Source organism: Archangium sp. (assembly GCF_036277355.1).
In the GTDB taxonomy this organism is placed as follows: domain Bacteria; phylum Myxococcota; class Myxococcia; order Myxococcales; family Myxococcaceae; genus Archangium.
In genome coordinates this window covers 41,591-68,578 of the sequence record NZ_DASUNC010000009.1, presented here as the reverse complement: position 1 = coordinate 68,578, position 26,988 = coordinate 41,591, and the positions used below count along the sequence as shown (strand labels likewise).

The window sequence follows — 26,988 nt, the reverse complement described above, 5'->3', positions numbered from 1 at the left end:
GAGCTCGTCCAGCGCAGGGTGCGAGATGGGCTTCCGCTCGCAGTGAGTCCATGAGCCGAAGAGCCGGATGCGGGAATTCCGCACGTCCGGATCCGTGGGGGGCCGGGGAGGTAACTCCCCGGTCTACCCGACCAAGTCTGGGAAGACCGTGCCCGGTGGGCGGAGGTCAGCCGGTGGCCTGCGCGGAGCTGGCGCCGAGCTCGGCGGCCTGGAGCAGGACGGGCCAGAAGTGCTCGGCCATGCGCTGGTAGCCGGTGTCCGAGGGGTGGAAGCCATCGGCGGAGAAGTAGTCGGTGCTGCCGGGAAGCTCCCGGAGGCTGGGGCCGTGGAGGTCCACGCCGAGCAGGCCATGGCGGGCCACCACGCGGGCCACCGCTTCATTGAATGAGGCGATGCGCGCGGAGATGAGCTGGATGGGCAGGAAGTGCGTCGCCAGCCGCGCGATGGGGGCGAGCGACATGTCCGGCAGGTTGGCCAGCACCACCGGGGCGCCCGTGGCCACGAGGCCGCGTGCCAGCTGGTCGAGGTTGGACTCGAACTGGTCGGGCTCCACGCCACGCCACAGGTCGTTGATGCCCACCGCGAGGCTCACCACATGGGGACGGGAGCGGGAGGCCTTGGGGAGCTGTCCGGAGAGGACGGTGGCGCTGGTGGCGCCGCTCACGCCCAGGTTGAGCAGGCCCACACCCGGGCGGGTGCGGCGCAGCCGCTGGAAGAGGTGTTCGACGTAGCCACCACCGCGCGAGCCCACTCCGACGGCGGAGGAGTCACCCAGGGCCACGTATCTCAGGGACAGTGCGCTCATGAGGTGCTCTCCATAGCGGCCAGGAGGCGGCTTCGCAGCGCCATGTGCCCGGCTGTCCCTCGAGTGGGCAGGAGAGGCCTCGCCGGGAGGGCCGGGTGTGCTCTATTCCGGCCCGATGACGCGTCCTTCGATTGCCTTCCTGGGCCTGGGCTCCGCGCTGCCGGAGCGGGTCCGCACCAGTGACGACCCCATCTTCGATCGCATCCGCGAGGCCGCCCGGGCACAGGGGCTGTCCGAGGCCTCGCTCTTCTACGGCAACCGGGAGCACCGGTGCCTGGGGCCGGACGAGTCGCTGGCCTCGCTCACGGCGAAGGCGGGGCGCGCGGCGCTGGAGGACGCGGGCGTGCGGCCGGAGCAGGTGGACAGGCTCTACGGCTACGTCTCGGTGTCCGAGTTCGTCTCGCCCAACGCGCTGTACCAGGTGCATCGGGAGCTGGGCCTGGGCTCGCATGCGGTGGTGGTGCCGGTGCAGGCCGACTTTGGCAACTTCGTCATGGGGGCGGTGCTGGCCTGGGAGGCGATGCTGGCGGGGCACTCGGAGCGGGCGCTCGTGGCCGTGGGGGCGGGGTGGACGCGCAACGTGGACTACGCGCAGGGCCACGCCTTCGGCATCGGGGACGGAGCGGGCGCGGCCGTGCTCGGCGCCGGGGAGCGGCTCGTCCTGGTGGACTACGCCGCCGACACCTTCAGCGACGAGTACGGGGCCATGACGATGCGCTCCCGTCCCGAGGCCGGCTTCACCACCCCCGTGTACGGGCTCGAGCCCTCCCGGGGCGTGCAGGCCTTCCTGAACACCGGCATGGAGGGCCCGCCGCGGCTCGTCGAGCGGCTGCTGCGCAAGCACGGGCTCACCGGGGACGACATCACCCTCGTGTCCCACCAGGCCACGCGCAAGCTGCTGGACCACTGGAACGAGAAGATCCGCCCGCGCGAGTACCTGCATACCATTGAGGACTGCGGCAACATGGTGATTGCCTCCATCCCCGTCACCCTGGCCCGCTACCACCGCGAGCTGCGCACGAAGTATCTCGTGCTCTTCGGCATCGGCATCGGCGCGCACCAGGTGGCCCTGCTGGTGCGCGTGTAGGGCGGGAGTTACTGGGCGCGCTCCTGGAGGCGCTGCTGCATCCGCTGGATGCGCTCCTGCCTGCGCTTCTCGCGCTCCTCGCGCCGGCCCTCCCGCTCGGCCTTCCTCATCATCTTCTCCATCTTCATCTTTCCGTCGTGCCGGGCCATGAAGATGGCGAGCTGCGCCCGCTTCTGCGGAGGCAGATCCCTGGCCAGCGCCTGGTACATCTCCCGGTCGAGCGCCGTGAGCTGCGTCCGCGCCTCGAACACCCGCTGCACCGCCTGGTCCACCTGCGACTGCGTCGCGGCCTCTCCCCGCGCCGCCTTCCTCAGCGCCTGCGCGGCCTCCTGCACCTGCTCCACCAGGGGGCGCCGGCGCTCGTCGAACTGGCGCATCGTGTCCGCCATCTTCAGCGCCTGGGACTCCTCCAGGTCCAGCTCCTCGGCCAGACCCACCACCCGCATCAGCCGCGTCTGCCGCTCCGCCCGCTCCGCGGCTTCCTTCGCCTCGGGCGTCTGGGCCAGGGACACCAGGGGAAGCAGGCACAGGGTCAGCACCGCCAGTCGAATGGGCTTCATCACAGGGATTCTCCAGGGTTCGTGTCTGAGAAGAAATCGTCCAGCTCGGAGTCCAGGAACTCGTCGGACTCGGGCTCCTCCAGGTCCGCGTCGGAAGGGTCGAGCGCGTCGGCCAGCGGGTCCGCCAGCGCCCACTGCTCCAGCGCGAAGGCGTCATCCTCGGGCGTGGCGGCGGGCGCTTCCACAGGGGTGGTGGGCGCGGAAGGTGGGGTGAGACGGCGCTGCAGCACCGGTCCCAACACCAGCAACACCCCGGCGGCCGCCGCCATCAGCGCTCCCGCGGTCCGCATCCGCGCCGCCTGTTGGAGCTGTGCCCTGCGCCAGGCGCCCACCGCCGTCCGGGGCAGCGCCGCCACCACGGCCTGCTCCTTCACGGACGGCGGCGGCAGCGCGGCCAGGCCGAGCACTTGCTGGTTCGCCTCCGCCTCCGCGCGGCACGCGGCACAGGTGTCCAGGTGCGCGCGCACCCGCGCCTCCTCCTCGGGCTCCAGCGCTCCCGCGGCGAAGAGGGTCAGCAGTTCGTCTTTGTCCTGGCATGCCGCCATCAGCGCTCCTCCTCGGACGGCTCCGCCACCTGCGCCCGGAGGCGCTTCACGGCGTGATGGAAATTCACCTTCGCGTTCGTCTCGGTGATGCCGAGCGTCTCGGCGATGTCCCGGAAGCCCAGCCCTCCGTCGACTCGCAGCGTCAGCACCTCGCGCTGGCGGCGGGGCAGGGTGAGCACCGCCGCGCGCACCTGCCGCTCGCGCTCGCTCCGCTCCAGCGATTCCTGCGCGGACTCTCCCGGGGCCTCGGTCTCCGGGTGTTGCACGGCCTGGAGCCAGCGCCTGCCCTGGCGGGCATGGTTCTTGGCCAGGTTGAGCGCGATGCGGACGAGCCAGGCCCGGAAGGGCGCGGGGCCCGAGAGGCTCCAGCGGGCGAAGACGCGGCGCGAGGCCTCCAGGGCCCGCAGGAAGGCCTGCTGGGCGAGGTCCGCCGCGTCCTCGGGCCGGGCCGTGTAGCGCCGCAGGAGGGAGAAGACCAGGGCGCGGTGCCGCTCCACCAGCGTGCCGAAGGCCGCCTCGTCACCGGCCAGGAAGGCGCGGCAGAGCGCCTCGTCGCTCGGTTCGGTGGCGGCCTCCGCCAGCGCCAGGGATGTCTCCAGGGCCTTCACGCCTCCTACGAACACCGGAGCCGGCGAAAAGTTAAAGGGGGTTTTTCGTTGGGGATACAGGTACCTGGTGATGTTCTGGGAAGTAGGGGAGGGGACCCTACTTGAAAGGTTAGAAAAAGGTTCGCATCGTCGAGGTGTTCCGCTATTCTGTGCGGCGTGGGCTGACGGGCTCACGGACTGCCCGGGTGGGCGAGGAGTGTGAACATGGCGGAGATGATGATGGGGGCTGACATTGGCACGCAGATCCTGAATGCCGTTCAGGGTCTGGGGGTCCGGATCGACAGGCTGGAAACCCAGGTGGCGGACCTGAGGACGCAGGTGGCGGGCCTGGACTCGCGGATGGTGCGACAGGAGAAGCTGACGGAGCGCCTGGGGGCCGAGTTGGAGCGCCAGCGAGCCGAGTTCCAGCAGATGCGCGGGGATGTCCAGCGATTGAGTGGTGATGTCCAGAGGTTGAATGGGGAGGTCCATCATCTGCGCGCGGATTTCCGGCAGATGTTCACGGACATGCAAGAGGGGTTCAGCCGGCTGCATGCCCGAGACGAGCTCACGGCGACCACGGTGGTCATGATGGCCTCGGTGCTGCGCCGGCCGACGGATCTCGGCGAGGACCTCGAGAAGCGTCTGCGCGAGCTCCAGCCTCACTGACGGCGTTCATGCCACGGGGCTCGCCTGCCCGCTCCACCCGGGAAGTCCCCTCCGGGCAGGTTGCCGCCCACATCCTCCGGCTGACACAATGCAGGGGCTCACCGGGGGATTCGCATCATGGCAACGGAAAGCGCGGCCGCGCGCATCAAGGGCAGTGTGCTCATCACCCGCCTCAATCTGTTGATGAAGCAGGGTGGAACCGGGCGTCTCCAACAGGTGCTCCAGCGCTTGCCTCCGGCCGATCGCAAGGTCCTCGAGGGCGTCATCATGCCCATCGGCTGGTACCCCCTGGAGCTCAACCTCCGCCTGGACGCCGCCATCGCCGATGCGCTCTCGCCCCGGGATCGCAACAAGGCCTTCGTCGAGATGGGCCGCGCCTCCGCCGAGGAGAACCTCAACGGTCCCCACCACGTGTTCATCCGCAAGGGGGATCCGCACTTCCTCCTGAGCCACTCGCCGGAGATCTACCGGCTCTACTACGCGGTGGGCTCCCGCTCGTACGAGAAGAGCGGCCCCCGCAGCGCGGTGTTGCGCACCCTGGGCGCCGAGAGTGTCACCGAGGCGGACTGCCTCACCATCGTCGGCTGGTACGAGCGCGCCATCGAGATGAGCGGTGGCCGTGGCGTGCGGGTCGAGCAGACGAAGTGCCGCGCCCGTGGCAACGGCTACTGCGAGTACCACTGCTCCTGGGAAGTCTAGGCACCCGTGGACGGCAGTGGATGCTCGGTCAGGTAGCGCAGCACGTCGTCCAGGTGCTTGTAGACGCGCACCTCATGGCGGATGACGGACTCGATGCGGCCGTCCGGGCCGATGATGTAGGTGACGCGCCGGTCCACCTTCAGCACGGGCCACAGCACGTCATACGCCTGGCTGATGGAGCGCCCCTCGTCGCCCAGCAGGGAGAAGTGGATGTCCTCCTTCTCGGCGAACTCGCACTGCGTCTTCACCGTGTCCACCGACACGCCCACCAGCTCCGCCCCGAGTGCTTGAATCCGCTCGTGGTTGTCCCGGAAGTGGCGCGTCTCCTCCGTGCAGGCGAGGGTGAAGGCCTTGGGGAAGAAGAAGAGCACCACCCGCCGCCCCCGGAGCGCGGAGAGCGTGAAGGTGCGTCCCCAGCAGTCGGTGCCGGTGAAGTCCGGGGCGGCTTGTCCCACGTCGAGCATCTTCTTTTCGGCCTCCTGACGCCGGACCTCCCCTAGCATGCTTCCCGCCGAGACGTCCTCGCTCACCCAACACAGAGCTCTCCCGTGGCCCTCCCGACCGCTGTTCCGTTGACTTCCTCCTTTCTCGACCGTCTCGCCCATGGACTCGGCGTCACCCGGGTGGCGCGGGTGACGGGGTTGGACCGGGCCGGGGTGGAGGTGGCCGCCGCGGTGCGTCCAGGCGGCTATGTGCTCCAGGTGTGCAATGGCAAGGGCCTGGATTTCCAGGCGGCGTCGGCCGGCGCGCTCCTGGAGACGGCGGAGCTGTGGGGCGCGGAGAAGGTTCCCCTGGAGCGGCTCGTCTGGGGCTCGATGGATGGGCTGGAGACCCGGGGCCGTGCCGTCTGGGGCGCCGAGGAGCTGGGCACCCGGGGCGGCGTGGTCGTCTCCCGGCTGTGGAGCCGCGAGATGCGCTACGCGTGGTGCGAGGCCACCGAGCTGCAGTCCGGGCGGCCCGTGCTCGTCCCGGCCCAGGGGGTGTACTGCCCGCCCAGCGGGGCTCCGTCGCTCGGCCCGGTGAGCGTGCGGTGGACGAGCAACGGCTCGGGTGCGCACCCCGAGCGGGCCCGGGCGCTCCTGCACGCGCTGCTGGAGGCCACGGAGAGGGATCAGCTCGCGCGCATCCTCCCGGAAGGGTGGTCCGAGGAGGTCCTCCTCTCGCGCATGCTGCGCCCGGGAGAGCTGGAGCGGGGCGCTCCCCGGACGGCGGCGCTCGCGCGGGCCCTGGGCGAGCGGGGTTTCGCCGTCTACCTCTTCGATCTCACGCCCGGCGCGCGGACGCCCCGTGCCGCGGGCCTGCCGGTGGGAGGGGCGCTGCTCGTGGACCGCGACGAGGGCCCGGTGCCCCTGGCGGCCGGGTACGCCTGCGGACTGGGGAGGGACCAGGCCCTGCTCGGCGCCCTGCTGGAGGCGGCCCAGTCCCGCCTGACCGACATCCACGGCGCTCGCGAGGACGTGGCCGCGGGAGACCGCGAGGCCACGCTGGCCCTGGCGGCCGCCTGTGCGGAGGTCCGTCCGCGACGGGCCGTGGAATCCATGCCCGACATGTCCGACGAGGTGTCCTCGCCGGAGGAAGCGGTGCGCGAAGTGCTGATGCGGCTCGGGAAGGCGGGCTTCAACCGGGCCGCCGCTGTCGAGCTGGAGGCCCCTCTCCCCGGACTCCACGTGGTGCGCGTGGTGGTGCCGGGTCTGCGCGTCTCGGAGCTGCTGTGAAACGACGTCCGGCCCATCATCCCGATGATCTCCTGGTCTTCCTCGGCCCCTCGTTGCCAGAGGAGGAAGCCCGGGCCCTGGTGCCCTGCCGGGTGTTGCCGCCCGCGCGCCAGGGCGACGTGTGGCGGGCCCTCGCGCTGCGTCCGAGGGCCATTGCCCTGGTGGATGGCGTCTTCGAGGCGCAGCCCTCCGTCTGGCACCACGAGCTGCTGGCCGCGCTGGATGCGGAGGTGGCGGTGTTCGGCGGGGCCAGCATGGGGGCGCTGCGCGCGGCGGAGCTCTCGCGGCACGGCATGGTGGGCGTGGGCCAGATCTTCGAGGCGTACCAGCGGGGCGAGCTGGTGGATGACGCCGAGGTGGCGCTGCTCCACGCCGACGCGGAGCACGGCTTCCGGCCCCTCACGGTGCCGCTCGTCAACGTGCGTCACGCGGCGCGTCAGGCGCAGGGCGCGAAGGTGCTCGCTCCCCGCGAGGCCCAGGCATTGGTGGACGCGGCGGCGGGGCTCTTCTACCAGGACCGGACCTGGCCCCGGGTGCTGGCGGCCGTGGGAGACGCCTGGCGTCCGGCCACCCGGGCGAAGTGGGACGCCTGGGCGGCCAGGGGCTTCGAGGATCTCAAGCGCGAGGACGCCCGGGCCTGCCTGAAGGCCGCCTCGGCGTGGATCGCCTCGGGAGCGGAGGTGCCGGTACCCGTCCGGACGGGCCGGCCGCCACCCTCGTCCTACGTGCGCCGCCGCCGCCTCGTGGAGGGCGTGTGCGCGACGGAAGGGGGCCTCGTGTCCTCGGAGGCGGTGCTCGCCCGGCTGCGCGCCGCGCCCGAGGCCCGGGAGCTGGCGGAGGCGGGCCTGAAGCGGGCGCTGCTCGCGGGCCAGGCGCGGTCGCTCGGTCTGCTCGCCACCGACGAGGAGGTGGTACGGGCCGAGGAGGAGTGGTGGGAGCTGCTGGGCGTGCCGCCGGAGGAGCGCGAGATGTACCTCGTCGCCTGCGGCCTGGACGAATACGAGGTGTGGCGGCTGTGCGAGGACCGGGCGCTGGAGCGGCTGATGCTCGAGCACGCGTCGCGCGTGCTGCCAGACGGGCCCTCGTGGGACGAGGCGCTCGCCACGGAGGCGCGCCTGAGGGGCCACTGGGTGGAGGAGGCCGGGCGGCTCGGGGCGCCGAAGCGGGGCCGGCGCAAGCGGTGAGCGGGGCGGCTCCATTCCAGGAGCGTTTCATTCCGGTGGGCAGGCGAGAGGGGAGCCATTTAGTTTTGGCGCCGGAGGCGGCGAGACGATGACGCGGATATGCCAGGACGAGGTGGGCCGCTGTGACTTCATCGACGTGCTGGAGGAGGCCGTGCTGCGGCACCGGCCGGTGGCGATCCAACTGCGCGAGGGCGAGGCCTTCATCGACGAGGTGCTGGACGTGGTGACCGAGCGGGGGGACGACTTCGCCGTCTTCAAGTCGCACGAGCGGGTGCCGGTGGGGGACATCCTGGCGGTGACGCGGGCGGCGCTTGCCGAGGCGCGGTGGTGAAGCGGGGCTGCTGGGGTAGGGTGCGCGCCGGATGAATCCTCACGACGAGCTCGAGACGTTCCGCTGTGTGCGGGCCGATGCGCGGGAGCCCGGTGGTTACCGGGCCGTGCTGGGAGAGGCGAAGGCCACCTTCCTGCACACGGATCCGCCGTACTGCCTGCTCACGCGGCGGCGCAAGGGGGGAGACCCGCGGGATCCCCGGGCGAACAAGAAGATCGATCGCAACCCCATCGTGCGTTTCGAGACGGTGCGCGACTACCGCGTCTTCACCGAGGAGTGGATGACGCGGGCGGTGGCGCACCTGACACCGGACGCGCCGATGGCCATCTGGACGAACCTGCTGGGCAAGGAGCCCATCCTCGCGGTGGCCCGCTCGCTGGGCTACACCCACCTGCGGGGCGAGTACGTCTGGGGCAAGCGCACCACGGACAAGAACGCCAACGAGCAACTGCTGCGCGTCTACGAGGTGGCGCTGGTGCTCTCGCGCACGCCCGCGCCCCCGCTGGAGCCTGGAGGCCTGCCCACCGTCTGGGCGGTGGTGGGCGGCTATGACGATGACGCCGAGGCGGCGCGTTGGGGCAACCATCCGCACCACAAACCCTTCTCCGTGCTGGAGCCGCTGGTGCGCACGTGGAGCCGGCCGGGGGACTGGGTGTTGGATCCGTTCGCGGGCAGTGGCTCGATGCCGGCGGCGGCGCTGCGGTTGGGGCGCGGGGCGGCGTGCCTGGAGGTGGAGCCCGAGTGGGCCGAGCGGGTGACCCGGCGGTTGCGTGAGACGGCGGGTGAACTGGCCAGGGGAGCGGGAGTGCGGCCGGAGACAGTGGGCACCGACGAGGGTGTATCCGCCACGGGGAATCACCGGTAGGCTGCGTGCCTTCCCTGTCCCAGGGATTCTTCTCCCCCAGCACCAAGAGGCACCCGGATGAAGCAGCACCAGAAGATGCTCCTGGGCATCGTCATCGGCACCCTGGCGGGCATCGCCGCCAACCTCCTGGCGGGAGGGACGCCCTGGCTCGAGTGGGTGGTGACGAACATCACCGGGCTGGCGGGGCAGCTCTTCCTCCGGGCGCTGCTGATGTTGGTGGTGCCGCTGCTCTTCTCCGCGCTGGTGATGGGCGTGTGCGAGCTGGACCTGAAGCAGCTGGGCCGGCTGGGCCTGCGGACCCTGGGCTACACCGTGGTCATCTCCAGCATCGCGGTGCTCATCGGCCTGGTGCTGGTCAACACGCTCAAGCCGGGCGTGGGGCTGAGCGACGAGGCGCGCGCGCTGGCGATGAAGGGCACCTCGGTGCAGGCGGCCCCCGCGCCGAGCAGCACCTCGGTGGCGTCGCTGATCTCCGCCATGGTGCCCACCAACCCGATCAAGGCGGCGGCGGACGGGGACATGATCGCCCTCATCGTCTTCTCGCTCATCTTCGGGTTGGGGCTGGCGGTGACGGACACCCCGGCGGCGAAGCAGCTGCGTGAAACCATCCAGGGCCTGCACGACGTGATGATGAAGCTCATCGATGGGGTGCTGAAGCTGGCGCCCCTCGGCGTGGGGGCGCTGCTCTTCAGCATGATGGCGCGCCTGGGCATGGGCGTGCTGATGCAGGTGGCGTCCTACGTGGGCGTGGTGTTGCTGGCGCTCGGGCTGCACATGTTCGGTGTGTACTCGCTGTCGGTGCGCTTCCTCGGGGGGCGCAACCCGGTGGCGTTCTTCCGGGACTGCCGCCTGGCCATCGTCACCGCCTTCTCCACGGCGTCCTCCAGCGCCACGCTGCCCACCGCGCTCAAGGTGGCCGAGGAGAACCTCAAGCTGCCGCGCAACGTGTCGCGCTTCGTGCTCACCGCCGGCTCGGCGATGAACCAGAACGGCACCGCGCTCTTCGAGGGCGTCACCGTGCTCTTCCTGGCGCAGGTGTTCGGCGTGCAGCTGAGCCTGGCGGATCAGGCCATCGTGATGTTCATCTGCGTGCTGGCGGGCATCGGCACCGCGGGCGTGCCGGCCGGCTCCATCCCGGTCATCGCGATGATTCTGGGCATGTTCAAGATTCCCCCCGAGGGGCTCGCGCTGGTGCTGGGCGTGGACCGCTTCCTCGACATGTGCCGCACCACGCTCAACGTGACGGGGGACCTCGCGGCCGCCGTCTACGTGTCCCGGGGTGAGCCCGCCGTGGCCGCCGAGCCCCAGGCGGCCGGGTTGGAGCCCGAGTCGTCCGCTTCCTGAGCAATCAGGGGAGCACGGGTTGCTTGCCCCCGCTGCATCCCCGTCCCATACCCGTAGGACAGAAGGAGCCGCCCACGATGAAGGTGTCCAAGGACAGTGTGGTCTCGTTGGAGTACCGGTTGCACCTCGGGGATGGAAAGGTCGTCGACGAGAGTGAGCCCGGGCAGCCGCTCGCCTACATGCATGGCCGGGGGCAGATCGTCCCGGGTCTGGAAGGGCAGCTGGAGGGCATGGCCGCCGGGGAGTCCAAGAAGGTGGTGGTGCCTCCTTCGCAGGGGTATGGCGAGCACGATCCGCGAGGCCTCCAGGAAGTGCCCCGCGAGATGTTCCCCCCGAATGCCCAGCTGCAGCCGGGCCTGACCATCAGCGCGCAGACGGCGGACGGGGACGTCATCCCCATCACCATTCGCGAGCTGAAGGGGGAGAAGGTGGTGGTGGACCTCAATCACCCGATGGCGGGCAAGACGCTCCACTTCGACATCACCGTGCGTGAAGTGCGCGCGGCCACGGACGAGGAGAAGGAGCACGGTCACGCCCACGGGCCGGGCGGGGCTCACTGAGCGGACGGCCGGAGGGGCCAGGAGCAATACCCACTCGTGGGGTAGGGGGTGTTCCGGTATCGTGCACCCCCCATGAGCCAGCCCGCCACGCCCTCGCCCCAGCAGCTCAAGCTCACGCCCGAGCCCCCCCACCCGGACACGCCCTCCTCGGGCACCCAGGATCCCGAGCGATACTGGCTCGACAACGTCTACAAGGGGGCCGAGCGCCAGCTGACCGTGCGCGCCGTCGTGGTGGGCATGGCGATTGGCGCGGTGATGTGCCTGTCCAACCTGTACGTCATCCTCAAGACGGGCTGGAGCCTGGGCGTCACCATCACCGCGTGTGTGCTCTCCTTCGCCGTCTTTGGCGCCCTGCGGGCCGTGGGGCTGGTGAAGCGGGAGCTCACCGCGCTGGAGAACAACGCGGTGGGCTCGGTGGCCTCGGGAGCGGGGTACATGACGGGCGGGGGCAACATGGCCGCCGTGCCCGCCCTGCTGATGCTCACCGGGACGCTGCCGTCCTCGGGGTGGCTGGTGGCCTGGTTCGCGGTGGTGTCGGCGATGGGCGTCTTCGCGGCCATCCCCATCAAGCGCCAGCTCATCAACATCGAGCAGCTCCCGTTCCCCACGGGCACCGCCACCGCCGAGACGCTGCAGGCGCTCCACGGGCATGACGAGGGCTCGCGCGGCAAGGCGCGCTACCTGAGCCTCGCGGGCCTGGTGGGAGCCGTCGTCGCGTTCTGGCGGGAGGGCAGGGCCTCGTGGCTGGCGTGGAACCTGCCCTCGAAGCTGAGCCTGCCCTTCACCATCGGCGGCAAGCCGGCGGGGGCGTGGACGCTCTCGTTCGATCTGAGCCTGCTGCTGATTGGCGCCGGGGCGCTGGTGAGCTTCAAGACGGGCTGGTCCATGCTGCTGGGGGCGTTCTTCACGTATGGCTTCCTCGCCCCGGAGATGGTCAGCCGCGGCATCATCCCCGAGGTGACGTACAAGGCCATCAATGGCTGGGCGTTGTGGACGGGCGCCTCGGTGCTGGTGTCCTCGGGCCTGCTGTCCTTCGCCTTCCAGTGGCGCAGCGTGGCGAAGTCCTTCAAGGCGCTCTCGGGCCTCTTCGGGAAGAACGCCGAGGAGGAGAAGGATCCGCTCGCGGACGTGGAGTGCCCGCCCACCTGGTTCCCCCTCGGCTTCATGGTGTTGGGCCCCATCGTGGTGGGGCTGATGGCCTACCTGTTCCAGATTCCGTGGTGGGCGGGAGTCATCGCCCTGCCGCTGTCGGTGGTGATGGGGGTGATCGCCTCGCGGGTGACGGGAGAGACGGACACCACGCCCACCAAGGCGCTCGGGCCGGTGACGCAGCTGCTCTACGGAGCCATCCTGCCCGGCAACCTCGCGGCCAACGTGATGAGCGCCAACGCCACGGGCGGCGTGGGCCTGCACTCGGCGGACCTGCTCACGAACCTCAAGACGGGGTGGCTGCTGGGAGCGAGCCCGCGCAAGCAGTTCTTCGGGCAGCTCTTCGGCGTGCTGGCCGGGGCCGCCGTGGTGGTGCCCGTCTTCAACCTGCTGGTGCCGAGCGCGGACGTGCTGGGCACCGAGGAGTTCCCCGCGCCGTCCTCGCTGGTGTGGGCGGGCGTGTCGAAGATGCTCGTCAACGGGGTGAGCTCGCTGCACACGTCCGCGCGCATCGGCGCGCTGTGCGGCCTGGCGCTGGGTGTGGCGCTGGTGCTGCTGGAGCGCTGGGCGCCGAAGAGCGCCAGGCCGTACATCCCCTCGGCGTCGGGCCTGGGGCTGGCCATCGTGATTCCGGGAGCGAGCTCCATCAGCTTCTTCATCGGCGCGGCCATCGCCGAGTTCCTGCGCCGCAAGAAGCCGAAGCTGGCCGAGGCCACGGTGCTCCCGGTGAGCTCGGGCTTCATCGCGGGCGAGAGCCTCATGGGCATCGCCGTGGCGATGCTCAAGGCGTTCGGGTTCATGCCCAAGTAGGCCCTCCAGGGAGGGTCGGGCACTACTTCTGGAGTCAACCCCGGGCTTGACAGCGATGTGACTCATGGAGTCACATCCGCTGTCGCATGCCCTCCCTCCGTCACGAGGCCTTCGTGGTGAACGACGCGGCACGCACCGCCCTGGAGGCACTGATGCGCAGTGGCACCTACGAGTACCAGAGCGAGTTCGCCCGGCGGTACCTCGCCCAAGGCCGGCAGGAAGGCCGGCAGGAAGGCCGTCAGGAAGGCCGTCAGGAGGGCCGTCAGGAGGGAGAAGTGATCGCCCTGCTGGAGGTCCTCGAAGCCCGCGGCTTCCAGGTGGATGAGCAGGACCGCCAGCGCATTGCCGCCTGCACCGACCTCGAGCAGCTCAAGCGTTGGCTCCGCAAGGCCGTGTCCGTGCAGTCCGTGCGGGAGCTCTTCGTGCCCGCGTGAGCGGCGACTCCGAGAACATGGTCCGCCTGGCGTTCACTCGATAGCATCAGCGCCCATGAGCGTGGACCTGTTGCGTGAGCTCGCGGCCGTCCTGCCGCCCGAGGCACTCGTCACCGACCCGGATGTGCTCGAGTCTCACCGCCGGGACCAGGCAGGGTGGGCTTCGGCGGGCTCTCCGCGCGTCCTCGTCCGTCCTGGTTCGACCGCCGAGGTCCAGGCCGTGCTCCGGGTGGCCTCGGCCCTGCGTGTCCCCGTGGTCCCCCGTGGGGCAGGCTCGGGGCTGTCGGGTGGTGCCAACGCCGTGGACGGGTGCATCGTGCTCTCGCTCACGCGGATGAACCGCATCCTGGAGATCGACCGGCGAGGTCTGTGTGCCGTCGTCCAGCCCGGAGTCATCAACGGGGCGCTCAAGGCGGCCGCGGCGGAACTGGGGCTCTGGTACGCGCCGGACCCCGCGAGCTGGGAGTTCTCGACCCTGGGCGGCAACCTCGCGACCAACGCGGGCGGCCTGTGCTGCGTGAAGTACGGCGTGACCGGAGATGCCGTGCTCGGGCTCGAGGCCGTGCTCGCGGATGGCTCCGTCGTCCGGACGGGCGGCCGCATGATGAAGAACGTCGCCGGTTATGACCTCACCCGGCTGTTCGTCGGCTCCGAGGGCACGCTCGGCGTCATCACCGAGGCCACGTTGAAGCTCCGGCCACGTCCGCCCCGGGCCACGACGCTGGTGGCCTCGTTCCCGACGCTCGTGGGCGCGGGTGCGGCGGTCACGGAGATCATGGCCGAGCTCCGGCCCTCGCTCCTGGAGTTGATGGACCGCACGACCGTCCGCGCCGTCGAGGCCGCCCGGCCCATGGGCCTGGACATCGACGCCGCGGCGCTCCTGCTGGCGCGCTCGGATGCCGGGGGAGAGCAGGGCGTGGCCGAGAGCACGCGGATGGCGGCCATCTGCGAGGCGGTGGGGGCGACCTTCATCGCGAACTCCTCCGACGAGGCCGAGGGCGAGCTGTTGATGGGGGCGCGCCGCTTCGCCTTTCCCGCGTTGGAGCGGCAGGGCTCGACGCTGCTCGATGACGTGGGGGTGCCGCTCTCACGCATCCCGGACCTGCTCGCGGTGGTCGAGCGCATCGCCGAGCAGCGGGGAGTGCTCATCGGTACGTTTGGCCACGCGGGCGACGGGAACATGCATCCCACGATCGTCTTCGACCCGAACGACACCAGCGCGGTGGCACGGGCGCGGGCGGCGTTCGACGACATCCTGCACGCGGTGCTCGAGCTGGGGGGAACCATCACCGGCGAGCACGGAGTCGGCTCGCTCAAGCGGCCATTCATCGCCCGGCAGCTCGGACCCGAGACCCACCGGCTCCACCTCACCATCAAGAGCGCGATGGACCCGCTCGGCATCCTCAACCCCGGCAAGCTGCTCTGAGCGCGGCTAACGCGGCACCAGGACGCACTGCCCGAGCTCCGTGTCGCACACGGGGATGAGCTCTCTGGGGTCCAGACAGTCGGCGGTGACGCACTCTCCCGGCTGGCAGACGATGGAGGCCTGCTGGGCCAGGGTTCGCGCTCGCCGCTGGAACTCGGTGAGGTTGGCCCTCGTGTTGACGGCGCCGAAGCACTGGAACGCGCCCAGGCAGTTCTGCCCACCCGCCAGGGCGAGCAGATCGATCTTCTGACAGGTGTCGCCAGCGCCGCACCGGGCGTAGTGGGAGACCAGCTCCGTGGCGCCCTCCTGGAGTTGCTCGCAGTTGGCGCACCCCGACAGCCACACCGCCCCCGCCGCCATGCACGAAACGAGCATCCGTCTCATTCCCACACCCCCGCGTGCCTCGGTTCAACCGCCCGTGGAACGGACGGACCCTGGACACGCGGGAGCCCTCGCGCATCGCCCCAAGGGGATGTCGGCAGCGCGCTGTTCCTCGGTGTACAGACGGAGCCCGCCGAGGGGGTCTACTTCTGTCCGTTCGCGAAGTAGCGCTTCTGGATGCGCTCGCAGTAGCGGACCAGGTTCTGCTGCTGCTGCGTGTACTTCCGGAGCGGCGAGTCCACCGGGAACAGCAGGATGCTCGCGATGAAGGCGTAGAGCGCCGCGTCGAACGAGGTGGGGTTGTCCCCCAGGAGGAACGGCTTGTCGCCGAGCACCGCCGCCACCGCGGAGACGTCCGCCTTGCCCATCTCCAGGATCTCCTCGGGGCGGTGGCGGCCCATGCCATGGGCGTGCATCGCCTTTCCGACTCCCCGGCGGATCAGCGGCACGATGGCCTTGCCGACGACGGGCGGGAAGAGGGCCTCGAAGAGGGGTTTGTAGAGCCGCCAGCCCTCGTCGGAGATCCAACGCTCCTGGAGGATGTTCCAGTAGAGGCTGTCCTCCAGCGCGCGCCGGACCAGGTGGCCCTTGGCGACATCCTCCGCGCCGAGCTTCCCGTCGAGCGTGTCGCCGTGCTTGCGCTTGAGGTGCTCGATGATGAGCTGGGAGTCACCCAGGTACGAGCCATCCTCCTCGATGAAGGGGATCTTCCCCTTGGGAGCCTTCCCCCCGGCGGCCGGCTTCGCCGTGTAGGGGATGCCGGCCATGCGGAGATAGGTCTCCAGCTTCAAGCAGAAGGGGCTGATGTCGCTGAGGCCGAACGCGGACGGGCCTTTGTGCAGGGTGAGCATGGAGGGGAATCCTCCATGCCCGGGTGCGGCCCGTCCAGAACCCAGCGGTCAGCTGCGCAGGCCGGGGGCCTCGTGGCCGGTGCGGGCCACGTACTCCGTGTAGCCGCCGCCGTACTGGTGGATGCCCTCGGGCGTCAGCTCCAGCACCCGGTTGGACAGCGCGCCGAGGAAGTGCCGGTCGTGGCTCACGAAGAGCATGGTGCCCTCGTAGTTGGCCAGCGCGGCGATGAGCATCTGCTTCGTCGCCATGTCCAGGTGGTTGGTGGGCTCGTCGAGGATCAGGAAGTTGGGCGGATCGTAGAGCATCTGCGCCAGCACCAGCCGCGCCTTCTCGCCACCGGAGAGCACCTTGCACTTCTTCTCGATCTCATCGCCCGAGAAGCCGAAGCACCCGGCCAGCGCGCGCAGCGAGCCCTGCGAGGCCCGCGGGAACCTGTCCACCAGCGAGTCGAACACCGTCTGGTCCGGCTTGAGCAACTCCATGGCGTGCTGGGCGAAGTAGCCCATCTTCACGCTGCCGCCCACGCTCACCGCGCCGTCGTCCGGCTTGGACTCCCCGGCGATCAGCTTGAGCAGGGTGGACTTGCCCGCGCCGTTCACGCCCATCACGCACCAGCGCTCGCCGCGGCGCACGAGGAAGTCCAGGCCGTTGTAGATGCGGCGCTTGCCGTAGCCCTTCACCACCCGCTCCAGCTTGGCCACGTCGTCGCCCGAGCGCGGCGCCTGCTGGAACTCGAACACCAGCGTCTGCCGGCGCTTCGGGGGCTCCACCTTCTCGATCTTCTCCAGCTTCTTCACCCGGCTCTGCACCTGGGCCGCGTGCGAGGCGCGGGCCTTGAAACGCTCGATGAACTTCAGCTCCTTGGCGAGCATGGCCTGCTGGCGCTCGTACTGCGCCTGCTGGTGCTTCTCGTTGAGCGCCCGCTGCTGCTCGTAGAACTCGTAGTTGCCCGAGTACGTCGTCAGCTCGCCGCCGTCGATCTCGATGATCTTCGTCACGATGCGGTTCATGAACTCGCGATCGTGGCTCGTCATCAGCAACGCGCCCTCGAAGCCCTTGAGGAAGTTCTCCAGCCAGATGAGCGACTCGATGTCGAGGTGGTTGCTCGGCTCGTCCAGGAGCATCACGTCCGGGCTCATCAGGAGGATGCGGGCCAGGGCCACGCGCATCTTCCATCCGCCGGACAGGGCGCCCACGTCCCCGTCCATCATCTCCTCGGAGAAGCCGAGGCCCGCCAGAATCTCCCGCGCCCGGCCCTCCAGCGCGTAGCCGCCGAGCTCCTCGTAGCGTCCCTGCACCACGCCGAAGCGCTCCACGAGCTTGTCCATCTCGTCCATGCGCTCGGGGTCCGCCATGGCCGCCTCGAGCTGCTTGAGCTCGGCGGCCACCTCGGACACGGGGCCCGCGCCGTCCATCACCGCCGCCACCGCGCTCTGCCCGGACATCTCGCCCACGTCCTGATCGAAATAGCCGACCGTGACGCCGCGATCCACGGACACCTGCCCCTCGTCCGGGTGCTCCCGCTGGACCACCATCCGGAACAGGGTGGATTTGCCCGCTCCGTTCGGGCCCACCAGACCCACCTTCTCGCCCTTGTTGAGCTGCGCAGACGCCTCCACGAAGAGGATCTGCTGTCCGTGCTGCTTGCCGATGTTGTCGAGACGAATCATGGGACCTCAGACTCCGGAAACCAGGTTCTGCAACTCCTGCCAGCGCGCGTAGAGGCGTTCGACTTCCGCCGCCGTCGCGTCCAGCTCCTTCTGCACCTCGGCCGCCTTCGAGCCGCTGGAGTAGATGGTGGGATCCACGAGCTTCGCTTCCAGCTCCGCCTTGCGTGTCTCCGCGGCCTCGATGGCCGCCTCCATTCCGTCCAGCTCGCGCTGCTCCTTGTACGAGAGCTTGCCCGGCTTGCGCGCCTGCTTCGATTCGGCCACGGGGGCGGGCTCGGCCTTCTTCGCCGCGGGGGCAGGGGCGGCCGCGGCGCGGGCCTGGGCCTGCTCCTTGAGCCGCCGGTACATCGCGAAGTTGCCCTCGTAGCGCACCACCTTGCCATCGCCCTCGAAGGCGAGGATGGAGGTGGCCACCTTGTCGAGGAAGTACCGGTCGTGCGTCACCAGCAGCACGCTGCCGGTGAAGTTGAGCAGCAGCCCCTCGAGGATGTTCAGCGTGACGATGTCCAGGTCGTTCGTCGGCTCGTCCAGCACGAGGACGTTGGCGCCCTCCAGGAAGAGCCGCGCGAGCAGCAGGCGGTTGCGCTCGCCACCCGACAGCGCCTTCACCTTCATGCGCTGCATGGGCACGGGGAAGAGCAGGTCATCCAGGTAGTCGCGCAGCGCCACGCGCTGGTCGCCCAGCTCCACCCAATCGTCCCCGCGAGGCGAGGCCGCCTCGTACACCGTCTGCTCCGGGTCCAGCGAGGCGCGGGTCTGGTCGTAGTAGGCGACCTTCGTGTTCTTGCCGATGACCACCTTGCCGGAGTCCGGAGGCAGCTCGCCGAGCAGCACGCGCAGGAAGGTCGTCTTCCCCACGCCGTTGGGCCCCACGAGGCCCACGCGCTCGCCGCGCTGGAGCATCAGGTTGACGCCCTTGAGCACTTTGCGCTCGCCGTAGGACTTGTGGACGCCCTCGGCCTCGATGACGGTGTGGCCCAGCCGGGGCGCCTGCATCACCTGCAGCCCCGCCACCTTCGGCCGCTGGAAGCCCTTCTCCTCCATCAGCTTGCGCGCCCGCTCGATGCGCGCCTTGCTCTTGGTGCGCCGCGCCTCCGGGCCCTTGCGCAGCCACGCCACTTCCTGGGCAATCCAGCGCTCGCGCTTGTGCTGGGCGGTGGCCGCGTTCTCCTGGGCCACCAGCTTCTGCTCCACGTACGCCTCGTAGTTGCCCGGGTACGAGACGACGCCCTCTCCAGGCTGGATCTCCACCATCCGATCCACCAGCCCGTCCAGGAAGTAGCGGTCGTGCGTCACCAGCAGCAGCGAGCCGGGAAGCTTGTCCAGCTCCTCTTCCAGCCAGTCCACCGTGTCCGCGTCCAGGTGGTTGGTGGGCTCGTCCAGCATCAGCATGTCCGGCCGCGTCAGCAGCGCACGGGCGATGGCCACCCGCTTGCGCAGGCCGCCGGACAGCTCGGCCACGGGCCGGTCCCAGTCCTTCACGCCGAGCCGGTCCAGCAACGTCTTCGCGTGGTGCTCGGTGTCCCAGCCGCCCAGCTGCTCGATCTTGTCCGACAGCGCCGAGAGCTGCTCCATGAGCTTGCCCTGCGCGTCGGCGGGGGTGGACTCCATGCGGCGGATGAGCTCGGCGTGTGTGGCCAGCGCATCCCTGAGGGGACCCTGGGCCACGCTCAGCTCCGAGGCCACCGTGGCGCCGGGAGCGAACTCGGGCTCCTGCGGCAGGTAGGTGACGCGAGCGCCCCGGCGCAGCTGCAACTCCCCCGCGTCCGCGCGCGCCACCCCCGCCAATATCTTCATCAGCGAGGACTTGCCGGAGCCGTTCACTCCCACCAGGCCCACGCGCTCACCTTCTTCGATGGTGAGCGTCAGGCCCTGGAAGACGGTACGGCTGCCGAAGGACAGTTGGACGTCGGCGGCGCGGAGCAGGGTCAAGGGTTCCTCTTATCCGGTGTGCGGAGGTTCTCGTCGCGAGCGCTTCTTACAGCCACTTGGGCGCGCGAGGCCTCTGGGAAACGGCGGCCGGTGCGGCAGGGGCCGGCGCCGAGGGGCGCTGGGCCTGCTGCTGGCTGGCCGGACGGTCGCTCCGGGGCGGACGCGCCGACTCCGAGCTCCGGGAGCCTCCCGCGTTCGCACCCCGGCCACCCCCACCGCCACCACCCCCCCGGCGGCCGCGTCCACCGCCGTTGCCGTCGCGGCGCCCGCCGTCACGGCGCTGTCCCTGCGGCGGACGGGGGCTCTGCTGCGCCCGGGCCGGTGCCGCATCGAGCGCGCCCTCGGCGGGGGGCGGCAGGTTCGAGCGGTACGCCTGGGCCTCCATCACCGGCACGCGCCGGCGGATGGTGCGCTCGATGTCCTTCAGGTACGCGCGCTCCTCGGAGTCGCAGAAGGAGAGGGCGATGCCCGCCGCACCCGCGCGGCCCGTGCGGCCGATGCGGTGCACGTACGTCTCCGGCACGTTGGGCAGGTCGAAGTTGATGACGTGGGTGATGCCGTCGATGTCGATGCCTCGCGCGGCGATGTCCGTGGCCACCAGCACCCGGCAGGTGCCGGACTTGAAGGCAGCCAGCGCCCGCTCGCGCGCGTTCTGGCTCTTGTTGCCGTGGATGGGCTCGGCGCCGATGCCCGCGGCCTCCAACTGCTTGGCCACGCGGTTCGCCCCGTGCTTGGTGCGCGTGAAGACGAGCACGCGCTGGATGGCCTTGTCCGTCTGCAGCAGGTGCACCAGCAGGCCGCGCTTCTGCTCCTTCTCCACGAAGTACAGGCGCTGGTCGATCGTCTCCGCGGTGGTGGCCACCGGCGCCACCTCCACCCGCACCGGGTTCGTCAGGATGCTGTTGGCCAGCCCCTGGATCTCCGGCGGCATGGTGGCCGAGAAGAAGAGCGTCTGCCGCTTCTTGGGCAGCGCGGCGATGACGCGCTTCACGTCATGGATGAAGCCCATGTCCAGCATCCGGTCCGCCTCGTCGAGGACGAAGACCTCGAGCGACTTGTAGGTCACGAAGCCCTGCTGCATGAGATCCAGCAGACGGCCGGGGGTGGCCACGAGGATGTCCACGCCCTGCTTGAGGGACTGCTCCTGGGCGTTCTGGCCCACGCCGCCGAAGATGACGGCGGAGGTGATGCCGGTGAAGCGCCCGTAGGCGCGGATGCTCTCACCGATCTGCGCGGCCAGCTCCCGGGTGGGGCTGAGCACGAGCGCGCGGATGGGGCGGCCGCGGGCGGGCGGCGTCGGGCGGCCCACGGACAGCCGCTGGAGGATGGGCAGCGTGAACGCCGCCGTCTTGCCGGTACCCGTCTGCGCGCAGCCGAGCACGTCCTTGCCCTCCAGCACGTGGGGGATGGCCTGCTGCTGGATGGGCGTGGGGGTGGTGTAGCCCTCGCCCTTCACGGCGCGCTGCAGGGGCTCGGCAAGCTTCAGGTCTTCGAAAGTCATGGATTCTCTTGAGTGGGGGATGGTCCCCGGGGGGCCCGCGACGCGAATCGCCAGCGGGCCCGAAAACAAAGAAGGCGCCCCCGGGGGAGGCGCCTTCCTTCAACAGCCTGGAACTGTCAGGCCGTGCAGCGCGGGACTACTTGCGCGCGGCCTGCTCGGCGGCCAGCTTCTCCTTGTACTGCGCCATCAGGGCCTCGGCCTCGTTGCGCGGCACCGGCGAGTACTTGGCGAACTCCATGGTGAACTCGCCCTTGCCCTGGGTGGCCGAGCGGAGGTCCGTGGAGTAGCCGAACATGGTGTTCAGCGGCACCTCGGCCACCACCGTCACGTAACCCTCGGCCGTTCCGGACTCGAGGATGGTGCCACGGCGCTGGTTGATCTGTCCCACCACCGAGCCCTGGAAGTCCTCGGGAGCCTGGACCTCCACCTTCATCATCGGCTCGAGGATGATCGGCTTGGCGGCCGCGTAGCCCTCGCGGAAGCCCATGATGGCGGCCGTCTTGAAGGCCTGCTCGGACGAGTCCACCGCGTGGAAGGCGCCGTCGTTGATGACCACGCGCACACCCACCACGGGGAAGCCGATGAGCGAGCCCTTCTTGATGGCCTCCTGGAAGCCCTTGTCGCACGCGGGGATGAACTCGCGGGGGATGGAGCCGCCCACGATGTCGTCCACGAACTCGTACTGCTGCACGGCGTCGGCCGGCAGGGGCTCCACGTAGCCGCACACGCGCGCGAACTGGCCGGAGCCACCGGTCTGCTTCTTGTGCGTGTAGTAGAACTCGCCCTTCTGGGAGATGGTCTCGCGGTAGGCCACCTGCGGCTTGCCGGCCACCACCTCGCAGTTGTACTCGCGCTTCATGCGCTCGATGTAGATCTCCAGGTGCAGCTCACCCATGCCGCGGATGATCGTCTGGCCGGACTCCTCGTCCCGGTTCACGCGGAAGGTGGGATCCTCCTTGGTGAAGCGGTTGAGGGCCTTGGAGAAGTTGGCCTGGGCGTCGCGGTTCTTCGGGCTCACCGCGAGCGAGATGACGGCGTCCGGCACGAACATGGACGTCATCGTGTACTGCACGGTGCCGTCGGTGAACGTGTCGCCGGAGGCGCACTCGACGCCGAACAGGGCGACGATGTCACCGGCACGCGCGTCGTTGATGTCGTTCATCTCGTTCGAGTGCATGCGGACGAGACGGGGGACCTTGACCTTCTTCTGGTTGGCCTGGTTGACGATGAAGTCACCCTTGCTCACCTTGCCCTGGTAGATGCGCATGTAGGTGAGCTGACCGTAGCGGCCGTCTTCCAGCTTGAACGCCAGACCGACGAAGGGCTTGTCCGGGTTGGACTCGAGGATGACCTTCGCCTCGCCGTTCTTCTGGTCCAGCGCCTCGTTGGTGATCTCCGCCGGGTTGGGCAGGAACGAGCAGATGGCGTTGAGCAGCAGCTGCACGCCCTTGTTCTTGTAGGCCGAGCCGCACATGACGGGCGTCATCTTGAGCGCGATCGTGGCGCGGCGGACCGCGGCCATGATCTGCTCGTTGTTGATGGCGGCGTCCGCCAGGAAGAGCTCACCGAGCGTGTCGTCCACCTCGGCGACCTTCTCGATCATCTCCAGGCGGTCGGCCTTGGCCTTCTCCACATACTCGGCGGGGATGGCCTCCTCGCGGATGGTCTCGCCGCTCTCACCGTCGAAGTAGAACGCCTTCATCTGGATGAGGTCGATGAGGCCCTGGAAGCGGTCCTCGGCGCCGATCGGAACCTGGAGGCGCACGGGGTGGTGGCCGAGCTTCTCCTTCAGCTGGGCGGCCACGCGCTCATAGTTGGCGCCCGCGCGGTCCATCTTGTTGACGAACGCGATGCGGGGAACCTTGTAGCGCTTCATCTGCCGGTCCACCGTGATGGACTGGGACTGAACGCCGGACACCGAGCAGAGCACCAGGATGGCGCCGTCGAGCACGCGCAGGGAGCGCTCCACCTCGATGGTGAAGTCCACGTGTCCCGGGGTGTCGATCAGGTTGATGTTGTACTCGCCCCACATGGCGTACGTGGCGGCGGACTGGATCGTGATGCCCTTCTCACGCTCCAGATCCATCGAGTCCATCTTCGCGCCCACGCCGTCCTTGCCACGCACCTCATGGATCTCGTGGATGCGGCCGGTATAGAAGAGGATGCGCTCGGAGAGCGTCGTCTTGCCCGAGTCGATGTGGGCGGAGATACCGATGTTACGAACCTTTTCGATGGGAACTTGGGAGGCCACGAGGGTCGGTCCTTCTGCTGATTGAAGTCCTGCGAGAACAGGGCAGGGGGCGCCCTTACTTCCCGGCGCTTGAAGTTTCCAGCCAAATCGGCATGGAGCCGGGGAGCCGTGTACTCCCTCTCAAGCCGGAGGGGAAGCCCCCCCGGTCGCCGGGCTGCTGGAGGAGCCCCGCCTACACTGGGGGTTCATAACCCCCAAGCTTCCCGAAAGCTTCTGTTGCCCAGGTGGATTTCCGGGGAGGGCGGTGGGATGAGGCGCCCGGACGGCCGTCCGGTGAGGTAGGAAGCGGGGACGGGGTCTCTTCCCCACCCGAGGAGGACGCACATGGCTCAGCCCGCTGGTTTCGACAGGGATATCGGCTACTTGATGCCCTTCCTGGATCGGGTCACCGCCGCGGCCGACACGCTCCCGGACGCCACGGCCCGCGAGGAGCTCAAGCGCCTCATGGCCGACGAGAAGGCGCGCTGGGCCCGGATCCAGCAGTTGCTGGGTGGGGCCGCGGGGAAGGGGACGCCGACGCCCGCCACGGCGGGGGCGCGTACTCCTTCCAGCGCGCCGGAGCTGGCCCGGGCCCGGGCGGATGGGATCAACCGGGAGCAGCCGCGCCAGGCGGGGCTCACCGTGGGCAGTCTGAAGCGGCAGTCCTGAGGGGGCGGCCCCTCACTCCTTATTACCGGGGGTATAGCGGAGGCCCTCGGTGACCTCGGCGTCGGTGAGGAGCCGGAAGGAGCCCTCGGGCACGTCCAGCTCCACGCCGCCCACGGCCTCGCGGTGCAGGGCGCGTACGGGCAGCCCCACCGCGCCGAGCATCCGCTTCACCTGGTGGTTGCGGCCCTCGGTGACGATGACCTCCACGGTGTGCACGTCGCGCAGCCGGACCTTCGCGGGCCGTGCGGGGCCGTCCTCCAGCTGCACGCCGTGGCGCAACGGCTCCACCTTGTCCTCGTCCGCCTCGCTGAAGACGGTGGCCACATAGCGCTTGGTGAGGTGCGTGTCGGGAGACGTCGCGTGCGTCACCAGCTTGTCGTCATTGGTGAAGAGGAGCAGCCCGGTGGTGCCCCGGTCCAGCCGCCCCACCGCGTGCCAGGTGAAGCCGGCCAGTTCCGGGGGCAGTTGGGGCAGGAGCACGTCATAGACGGTGCCCACCCGATGCTGGCCCACCGTGGAGGTGAGCAGCTCGGCGGGCTTGTGGAAGGCAAGGACGCGGGTGGGCGCCTCGAGCGACACGGGCAACCCGTCCACGCGCACGGCGGCTCCAGGGAGAACGGGGGCGAGGGGCTGCTTCACCACCTTGCCATTCACCGAGACGCGGCCGGCCTTGATGGCGGCCTCGGCCTCCTCCTGGGGCAGCACCCCGGCCCTCGCGAGCGCGCGGGCGAGCCAGTCCGGCTTGGCCTTGCCCTCCCAACGCCCCGGGTGGGCGTGCTTCTTGGCGGAGGGAGGCGGGGAGCGGCGTGCGGGGGGCTTGCGATTCATGGCTCGGGGCCACTGTAACGGCCACGAGTCAATGCCGCGAGGGTTCGTCGAAGGCGCCCCCCTCGGCGGAGCCGGGCGTGGCGCCGGGCTCGCCCTGGGGCATGCGGCGCTCCTCGCCCTCGGTGCCCTCGGCGGCGTTGGGCGTGCGCTTGGGCCCCTGCTCCTTCTCGTTGGGGGCCTCCCGGTTGGGGACATTGGGAGAGTCGTCGGGCCCGTCGCCGATGGACATCCGCTCGTAGGGCATGTGCCGCATGGTTGGCTCCTTCCAGGTTGGAATCTTCAGAGAAGGTAGGGACCCTGGGACGCACCTCACCGGGGATGCTTCCAGGCCGCTCGCTGGAGGGGAGGGGGACGCGGAGCGCTTGCGGCTGGACGCCCGCTCGCTCAGGCTCGCGGCCCCTTCCCTGGAGGCTTCATCGTGCGTTCCATCCTGTTGCTCGTCCTGCTCGCCATGCCCGCGCTCGCCGCGGAGCCGGCTCCGGTGCCCAAGCGGCCCGTGCACACCTACTCCATCGTCGCGAGGGATCCGGAGACGGGGGAGCTGGGCGTGGCGGTGCAGTCCCACTGGTTCTCGGTGGGCTCGACGGTGCCCTGGGCCGAGGCGGGCGTGGGCGCGGTGGCCACCCAGTCCTTCGTGGATCCGTCCTACGGGAAGCTCGGGCTGGAGCTGATGCGCGCGGGGCGCAGTGCTCCGCAGTCGCTGGCGGGGCTGCTGGCGGCGGACTCGGCGAGCCAGGTGCGGCAGGTGGGGATGATCGACGCGCAGGGCCGGGTGGCGGCGCACACGGGGGAGAAGTGTATCGCGGCGGCGGGCCACATCGTGGGGGAGAACTTCTCGGTGCAGGCCAACATGATGGAGAAGGACACGGTGTGGCCGGCGATGGCCAAGGCCTACCGCGAGGCGAAGGGGGACCTGGCCGAGCGGATGCTGGCGGCGCTCGAGGCGGCGGAGGCGCAGGGGGGCGACATCCGGGGCAAGCAATCGGCGGCGCTCATCGTGGTGTCGGGCAAGGCGTCGGGGCGGCCGTGGGTGGACCGGAGGTTCGATCTGCGGGTGGATGATCACCCGGCCCCGCTGAAGGAGCTGCGCCGGCTGGTGACGCTGCAGCGGGCGTACAACTTCATGAACGAGGGGGACCTGGCCATCGAGCGCAACGACACGCAGGCGGCGCTGAAGGCCTACTCGGCGGCGGAGGAGCTGGCGCCGGGCAACGCGGAGATGGTGTTCTGGCACGCGGTGTCGCTCGTCAACGTGGGCAAGGTGGACGAGGCGGTGCCGCTGCTCCAGAAGACGTACAAGGCGGACCCGCGCTGGAAGGAGCTGCTCGAGCGGCTGCCGAAGTCGGGGCTGCTGCCGGAGGACCCGAAGCTGATGACGAAGCTCCTGGGCCCCGCCCGCTGACAGGGGTTACTCGCCCCTGTTCCCCGAGCGCAGCCGTTTGGCCAGCGTGTGCAGGGCGGCGAGCCACAGCTTCGCCTCCTTGCGGGTGAGCCGGGAGCGGCGCAGGGGGGCGAACAAATCCCGGAGCCCGGTGCGGCCCCGGGTCTGCTCGTCCACGAGGAACCCCCCGGTCACGAGCGCCTCCTCCAGGGCGGACTCCACGAGGGCCAGCTCGGTATCCGTGGCCGCGACGGGAAGCGGAGCGGCGGGAGGCGGCGAGGCGGCGAGCGTGGCCATGCGGATTTCATAGGCGTACAGCAGCACGGCCTGGGCGAGGTTGATGGAGGGCTGCTCGGGAGCGGTGGGGACGGCGGACAGGTCGTGGCAGCGCTCGACCTCGGCGTTGGTGAGGCCGCTGCGCTCATCGCCGAAGACGAGGGCGACGGGGCCTTGAGCGGCACGCTGCACCATCTCCTCGGCCACGGCGCGAGGGGACAGCCGGCGCTTGCCCTCCACCTTGCGCGAGCTGGTGCCCACCACCCAGACGCAGTCCGCCACGGCGGCGTCGAGCGAGTCCGCGCGGCCCGAGGCCTCCAGCACGTCCTCGGCGTGGACGGCGAGCCGGCGGGCGGGGGCGAGGTCCTCGGCCTCGGGGTGGACCCAGGTCCACTCGGAGAGGCCGCAGTTCTTCATGGCCCGGGCGGCGGCACCGAGGTTCTCCGCGTTGCGCGGGCGTAGCAGCACCAGGCGGATGGGCAGGGACATGGGCCGCGC

General features: G+C 70.0%; 28 protein-coding genes. 14 read left to right on the top strand and 14 right to left on the bottom strand.

Annotation, left to right across the window (positions count from 1 at the left end):
- Positions 1–166: 166 nt before the first annotated feature.
- Positions 167–805, bottom strand: a complete 639-nt coding sequence (locus tag VFZ09_RS02030; protein ID WP_329725742.1) for an SGNH/GDSL hydrolase family protein — start codon at positions 803–805, stop codon at positions 167–169.
- Positions 806–920: 115 nt separating this feature from the next.
- Here VFZ09_RS02030 and VFZ09_RS02025 point away from each other — a divergent pair, with 115 nt between their 5' ends.
- Positions 921–1,892 (top strand): 3-oxoacyl-[acyl-carrier-protein] synthase III C-terminal domain-containing protein, encoded by a 972-nt coding sequence (locus VFZ09_RS02025; protein ID WP_329725741.1) that lies wholly within the window; start codon positions 921–923, stop codon positions 1,890–1,892.
- 8 nt (positions 1,893–1,900) lie between these two features.
- On the opposite strand, the gene VFZ09_RS02020 is transcribed toward VFZ09_RS02025, so the two are convergent.
- From VFZ09_RS02020 to VFZ09_RS02010, 3 genes are read right to left on the bottom strand one after another with little or no spacing between them, the layout of a single operon-like run.
- Positions 1,901–2,452 (bottom strand): hypothetical protein, encoded by a 552-nt coding sequence (locus VFZ09_RS02020; RefSeq protein ID WP_329725740.1) that lies wholly within the window; start codon positions 2,450–2,452, stop codon positions 1,901–1,903.
- Positions 2,452–2,997 (bottom strand): zf-HC2 domain-containing protein, encoded by a 546-nt coding sequence (locus VFZ09_RS02015; RefSeq protein WP_329725739.1) that lies wholly within the window; start codon positions 2,995–2,997, stop codon positions 2,452–2,454. Before VFZ09_RS02015 ends, VFZ09_RS02020 begins: the two co-directional genes overlap by 1 nt.
- Positions 2,997–3,605, bottom strand: coding sequence for a sigma-70 family RNA polymerase sigma factor (locus tag VFZ09_RS02010; protein WP_329725738.1), 609 nt, complete (start codon positions 3,603–3,605; stop codon positions 2,997–2,999). The genes VFZ09_RS02015 and VFZ09_RS02010 overlap by 1 nt, the downstream gene beginning before the upstream one ends.
- Before the next feature lie 204 nt (positions 3,606–3,809).
- Between VFZ09_RS02010 and VFZ09_RS02005 the strand changes: the two genes are divergently transcribed.
- Both VFZ09_RS02005 and VFZ09_RS02000 read left to right on the top strand, forming a co-directional pair.
- Positions 3,810–4,253 carry a hypothetical protein gene (locus VFZ09_RS02005; protein WP_329725737.1) on the top strand — a complete coding sequence of 148 codons (444 nt, stop codon included), beginning with the start codon at positions 3,810–3,812 and terminating at the stop codon, positions 4,251–4,253.
- A 117-nt stretch (positions 4,254–4,370) separates the two neighbouring features.
- On the top strand, positions 4,371–4,952 hold the full coding sequence (locus tag VFZ09_RS02000; RefSeq protein WP_329725736.1) for a TIGR02265 family protein: 582 nt from the start codon (positions 4,371–4,373) through the stop codon (positions 4,950–4,952).
- On the opposite strand, the gene VFZ09_RS01995 is transcribed toward VFZ09_RS02000, so the two are convergent.
- Positions 4,949–5,455 (bottom strand): peroxiredoxin, encoded by a 507-nt coding sequence (locus VFZ09_RS01995; protein ID WP_329725735.1) that lies wholly within the window; start codon positions 5,453–5,455, stop codon positions 4,949–4,951. The two genes, VFZ09_RS02000 and VFZ09_RS01995, sit on opposite strands and share 4 nt — an antisense overlap.
- Positions 5,456–5,524: 69 nt before the next feature.
- Between VFZ09_RS01995 and VFZ09_RS01990 the strand changes: the two genes are divergently transcribed.
- The 9 genes from VFZ09_RS01990 to VFZ09_RS01950 all read left to right on the top strand — a co-directional run bounded on the left by VFZ09_RS01990 (position 5,525) and on the right by VFZ09_RS01950 (position 14,770).
- Positions 5,525–6,667 (top strand): YcaO-like family protein, encoded by a 1,143-nt coding sequence (locus VFZ09_RS01990; protein ID WP_329725734.1) that lies wholly within the window; start codon positions 5,525–5,527, stop codon positions 6,665–6,667.
- Complete coding sequence (locus VFZ09_RS01985) at positions 6,664–7,851, top strand: TfuA-like protein (RefSeq protein ID WP_329725733.1); 1,188 nt, start codon at positions 6,664–6,666, stop codon at positions 7,849–7,851. The genes VFZ09_RS01990 and VFZ09_RS01985 overlap by 4 nt, the downstream gene beginning before the upstream one ends.
- An 88-nt stretch (positions 7,852–7,939) precedes the next feature.
- On the top strand, positions 7,940–8,182 hold the full coding sequence (locus VFZ09_RS01980) for a hypothetical protein (RefSeq protein ID WP_329725732.1): 243 nt from the start codon (positions 7,940–7,942) through the stop codon (positions 8,180–8,182).
- A 31-nt stretch (positions 8,183–8,213) separates the two neighbouring features.
- Entirely contained in the window at positions 8,214–9,047 is an 834-nt protein-coding gene (locus VFZ09_RS01975; protein WP_329725731.1) for a DNA-methyltransferase, read from the top strand.
- A 57-nt stretch (positions 9,048–9,104) separates the two neighbouring features.
- Positions 9,105–10,391 (top strand): dicarboxylate/amino acid:cation symporter, encoded by a 1,287-nt coding sequence (locus VFZ09_RS01970; RefSeq protein WP_329725730.1) that lies wholly within the window; start codon positions 9,105–9,107, stop codon positions 10,389–10,391.
- Positions 10,392–10,468: 77 nt separating this feature from the next.
- On the top strand, positions 10,469–10,951 hold the full coding sequence (locus VFZ09_RS01965) for a peptidylprolyl isomerase (RefSeq protein WP_329725729.1): 483 nt from the start codon (positions 10,469–10,471) through the stop codon (positions 10,949–10,951).
- A 72-nt stretch (positions 10,952–11,023) separates the two neighbouring features.
- Positions 11,024–12,910: an OPT family oligopeptide transporter gene (locus tag VFZ09_RS01960; protein WP_329725728.1), complete on the top strand. Its 1,887-nt coding sequence runs from the start codon at positions 11,024–11,026 to the stop codon at positions 12,908–12,910.
- A gap of 86 nt (positions 12,911–12,996) precedes the next feature.
- Entirely contained in the window at positions 12,997–13,344 is a 348-nt protein-coding gene (locus tag VFZ09_RS01955; protein WP_329725727.1) for a hypothetical protein, read from the top strand.
- A 55-nt stretch (positions 13,345–13,399) separates the two neighbouring features.
- Positions 13,400–14,770: an FAD-binding oxidoreductase gene (locus tag VFZ09_RS01950; protein ID WP_329725726.1), complete on the top strand. Its 1,371-nt coding sequence runs from the start codon at positions 13,400–13,402 to the stop codon at positions 14,768–14,770.
- 6 nt (positions 14,771–14,776) lie between these two features.
- On the opposite strand, the gene VFZ09_RS01945 is transcribed toward VFZ09_RS01950, so the two are convergent.
- The 6 genes from VFZ09_RS01945 to fusA form a co-directional block, all read right to left on the bottom strand.
- The gene (locus VFZ09_RS01945; protein WP_329725725.1) at positions 14,777–15,145 is read right to left on the bottom strand and encodes a hypothetical protein; all 369 of its coding nucleotides are present in this window, start codon (positions 15,143–15,145) and stop codon (positions 14,777–14,779) included.
- Between the two features lie 149 nt (positions 15,146–15,294).
- Positions 15,295–16,002, bottom strand: coding sequence for a glutathione S-transferase family protein (locus VFZ09_RS01940; RefSeq protein WP_329725724.1), 708 nt, complete (start codon positions 16,000–16,002; stop codon positions 15,295–15,297).
- Positions 16,003–16,050: 48 nt separating this feature from the next.
- Positions 16,051–17,673: an ABC-F family ATP-binding cassette domain-containing protein gene (locus tag VFZ09_RS01935; RefSeq protein ID WP_329725723.1), complete on the bottom strand. Its 1,623-nt coding sequence runs from the start codon at positions 17,671–17,673 to the stop codon at positions 16,051–16,053.
- A gap of 6 nt (positions 17,674–17,679) precedes the next feature.
- Positions 17,680–19,605, bottom strand: a complete 1,926-nt coding sequence (locus VFZ09_RS01930) for an ABC-F family ATP-binding cassette domain-containing protein (protein ID WP_329725722.1) — start codon at positions 19,603–19,605, stop codon at positions 17,680–17,682.
- A gap of 46 nt (positions 19,606–19,651) precedes the next feature.
- Complete coding sequence (locus VFZ09_RS01925) at positions 19,652–21,106, bottom strand: DEAD/DEAH box helicase (protein ID WP_329725721.1); 1,455 nt, start codon at positions 21,104–21,106, stop codon at positions 19,652–19,654.
- A gap of 136 nt (positions 21,107–21,242) precedes the next feature.
- Positions 21,243–23,357: an elongation factor G gene (fusA, locus tag VFZ09_RS01920; RefSeq protein ID WP_329725720.1), complete on the bottom strand. Its 2,115-nt coding sequence runs from the start codon at positions 23,355–23,357 to the stop codon at positions 21,243–21,245.
- A gap of 324 nt (positions 23,358–23,681) precedes the next feature.
- Between fusA and VFZ09_RS01915 the strand changes: the two genes are divergently transcribed.
- On the top strand, positions 23,682–24,005 hold the full coding sequence (locus VFZ09_RS01915) for a hypothetical protein (protein ID WP_329725719.1): 324 nt from the start codon (positions 23,682–23,684) through the stop codon (positions 24,003–24,005).
- Between the two features lie 12 nt (positions 24,006–24,017).
- On the opposite strand, the gene VFZ09_RS01910 is transcribed toward VFZ09_RS01915, so the two are convergent.
- Complete coding sequence (locus VFZ09_RS01910; RefSeq protein WP_329725718.1) at positions 24,018–24,833, bottom strand: pseudouridine synthase; 816 nt, start codon at positions 24,831–24,833, stop codon at positions 24,018–24,020.
- A gap of 28 nt (positions 24,834–24,861) precedes the next feature.
- The gene (locus tag VFZ09_RS01905) at positions 24,862–25,086 is read right to left on the bottom strand and encodes a hypothetical protein (protein WP_329725717.1); all 225 of its coding nucleotides are present in this window, start codon (positions 25,084–25,086) and stop codon (positions 24,862–24,864) included.
- Positions 25,087–25,251: 165 nt separating this feature from the next.
- Here VFZ09_RS01905 and VFZ09_RS01900 point away from each other — a divergent pair, with 165 nt between their 5' ends.
- A complete protein-coding gene (locus VFZ09_RS01900) occupies positions 25,252–26,235 on the top strand; it encodes a DUF1028 domain-containing protein (protein ID WP_329725716.1) in 984 nt (327 codons plus the stop codon).
- A gap of 6 nt (positions 26,236–26,241) precedes the next feature.
- On the opposite strand, the gene VFZ09_RS01895 is transcribed toward VFZ09_RS01900, so the two are convergent.
- Positions 26,242–26,979 (bottom strand): RNA methyltransferase, encoded by a 738-nt coding sequence (locus VFZ09_RS01895; protein WP_329725715.1) that lies wholly within the window; start codon positions 26,977–26,979, stop codon positions 26,242–26,244.
- Between the last annotated feature and the right edge of the window lie 9 nt (positions 26,980–26,988).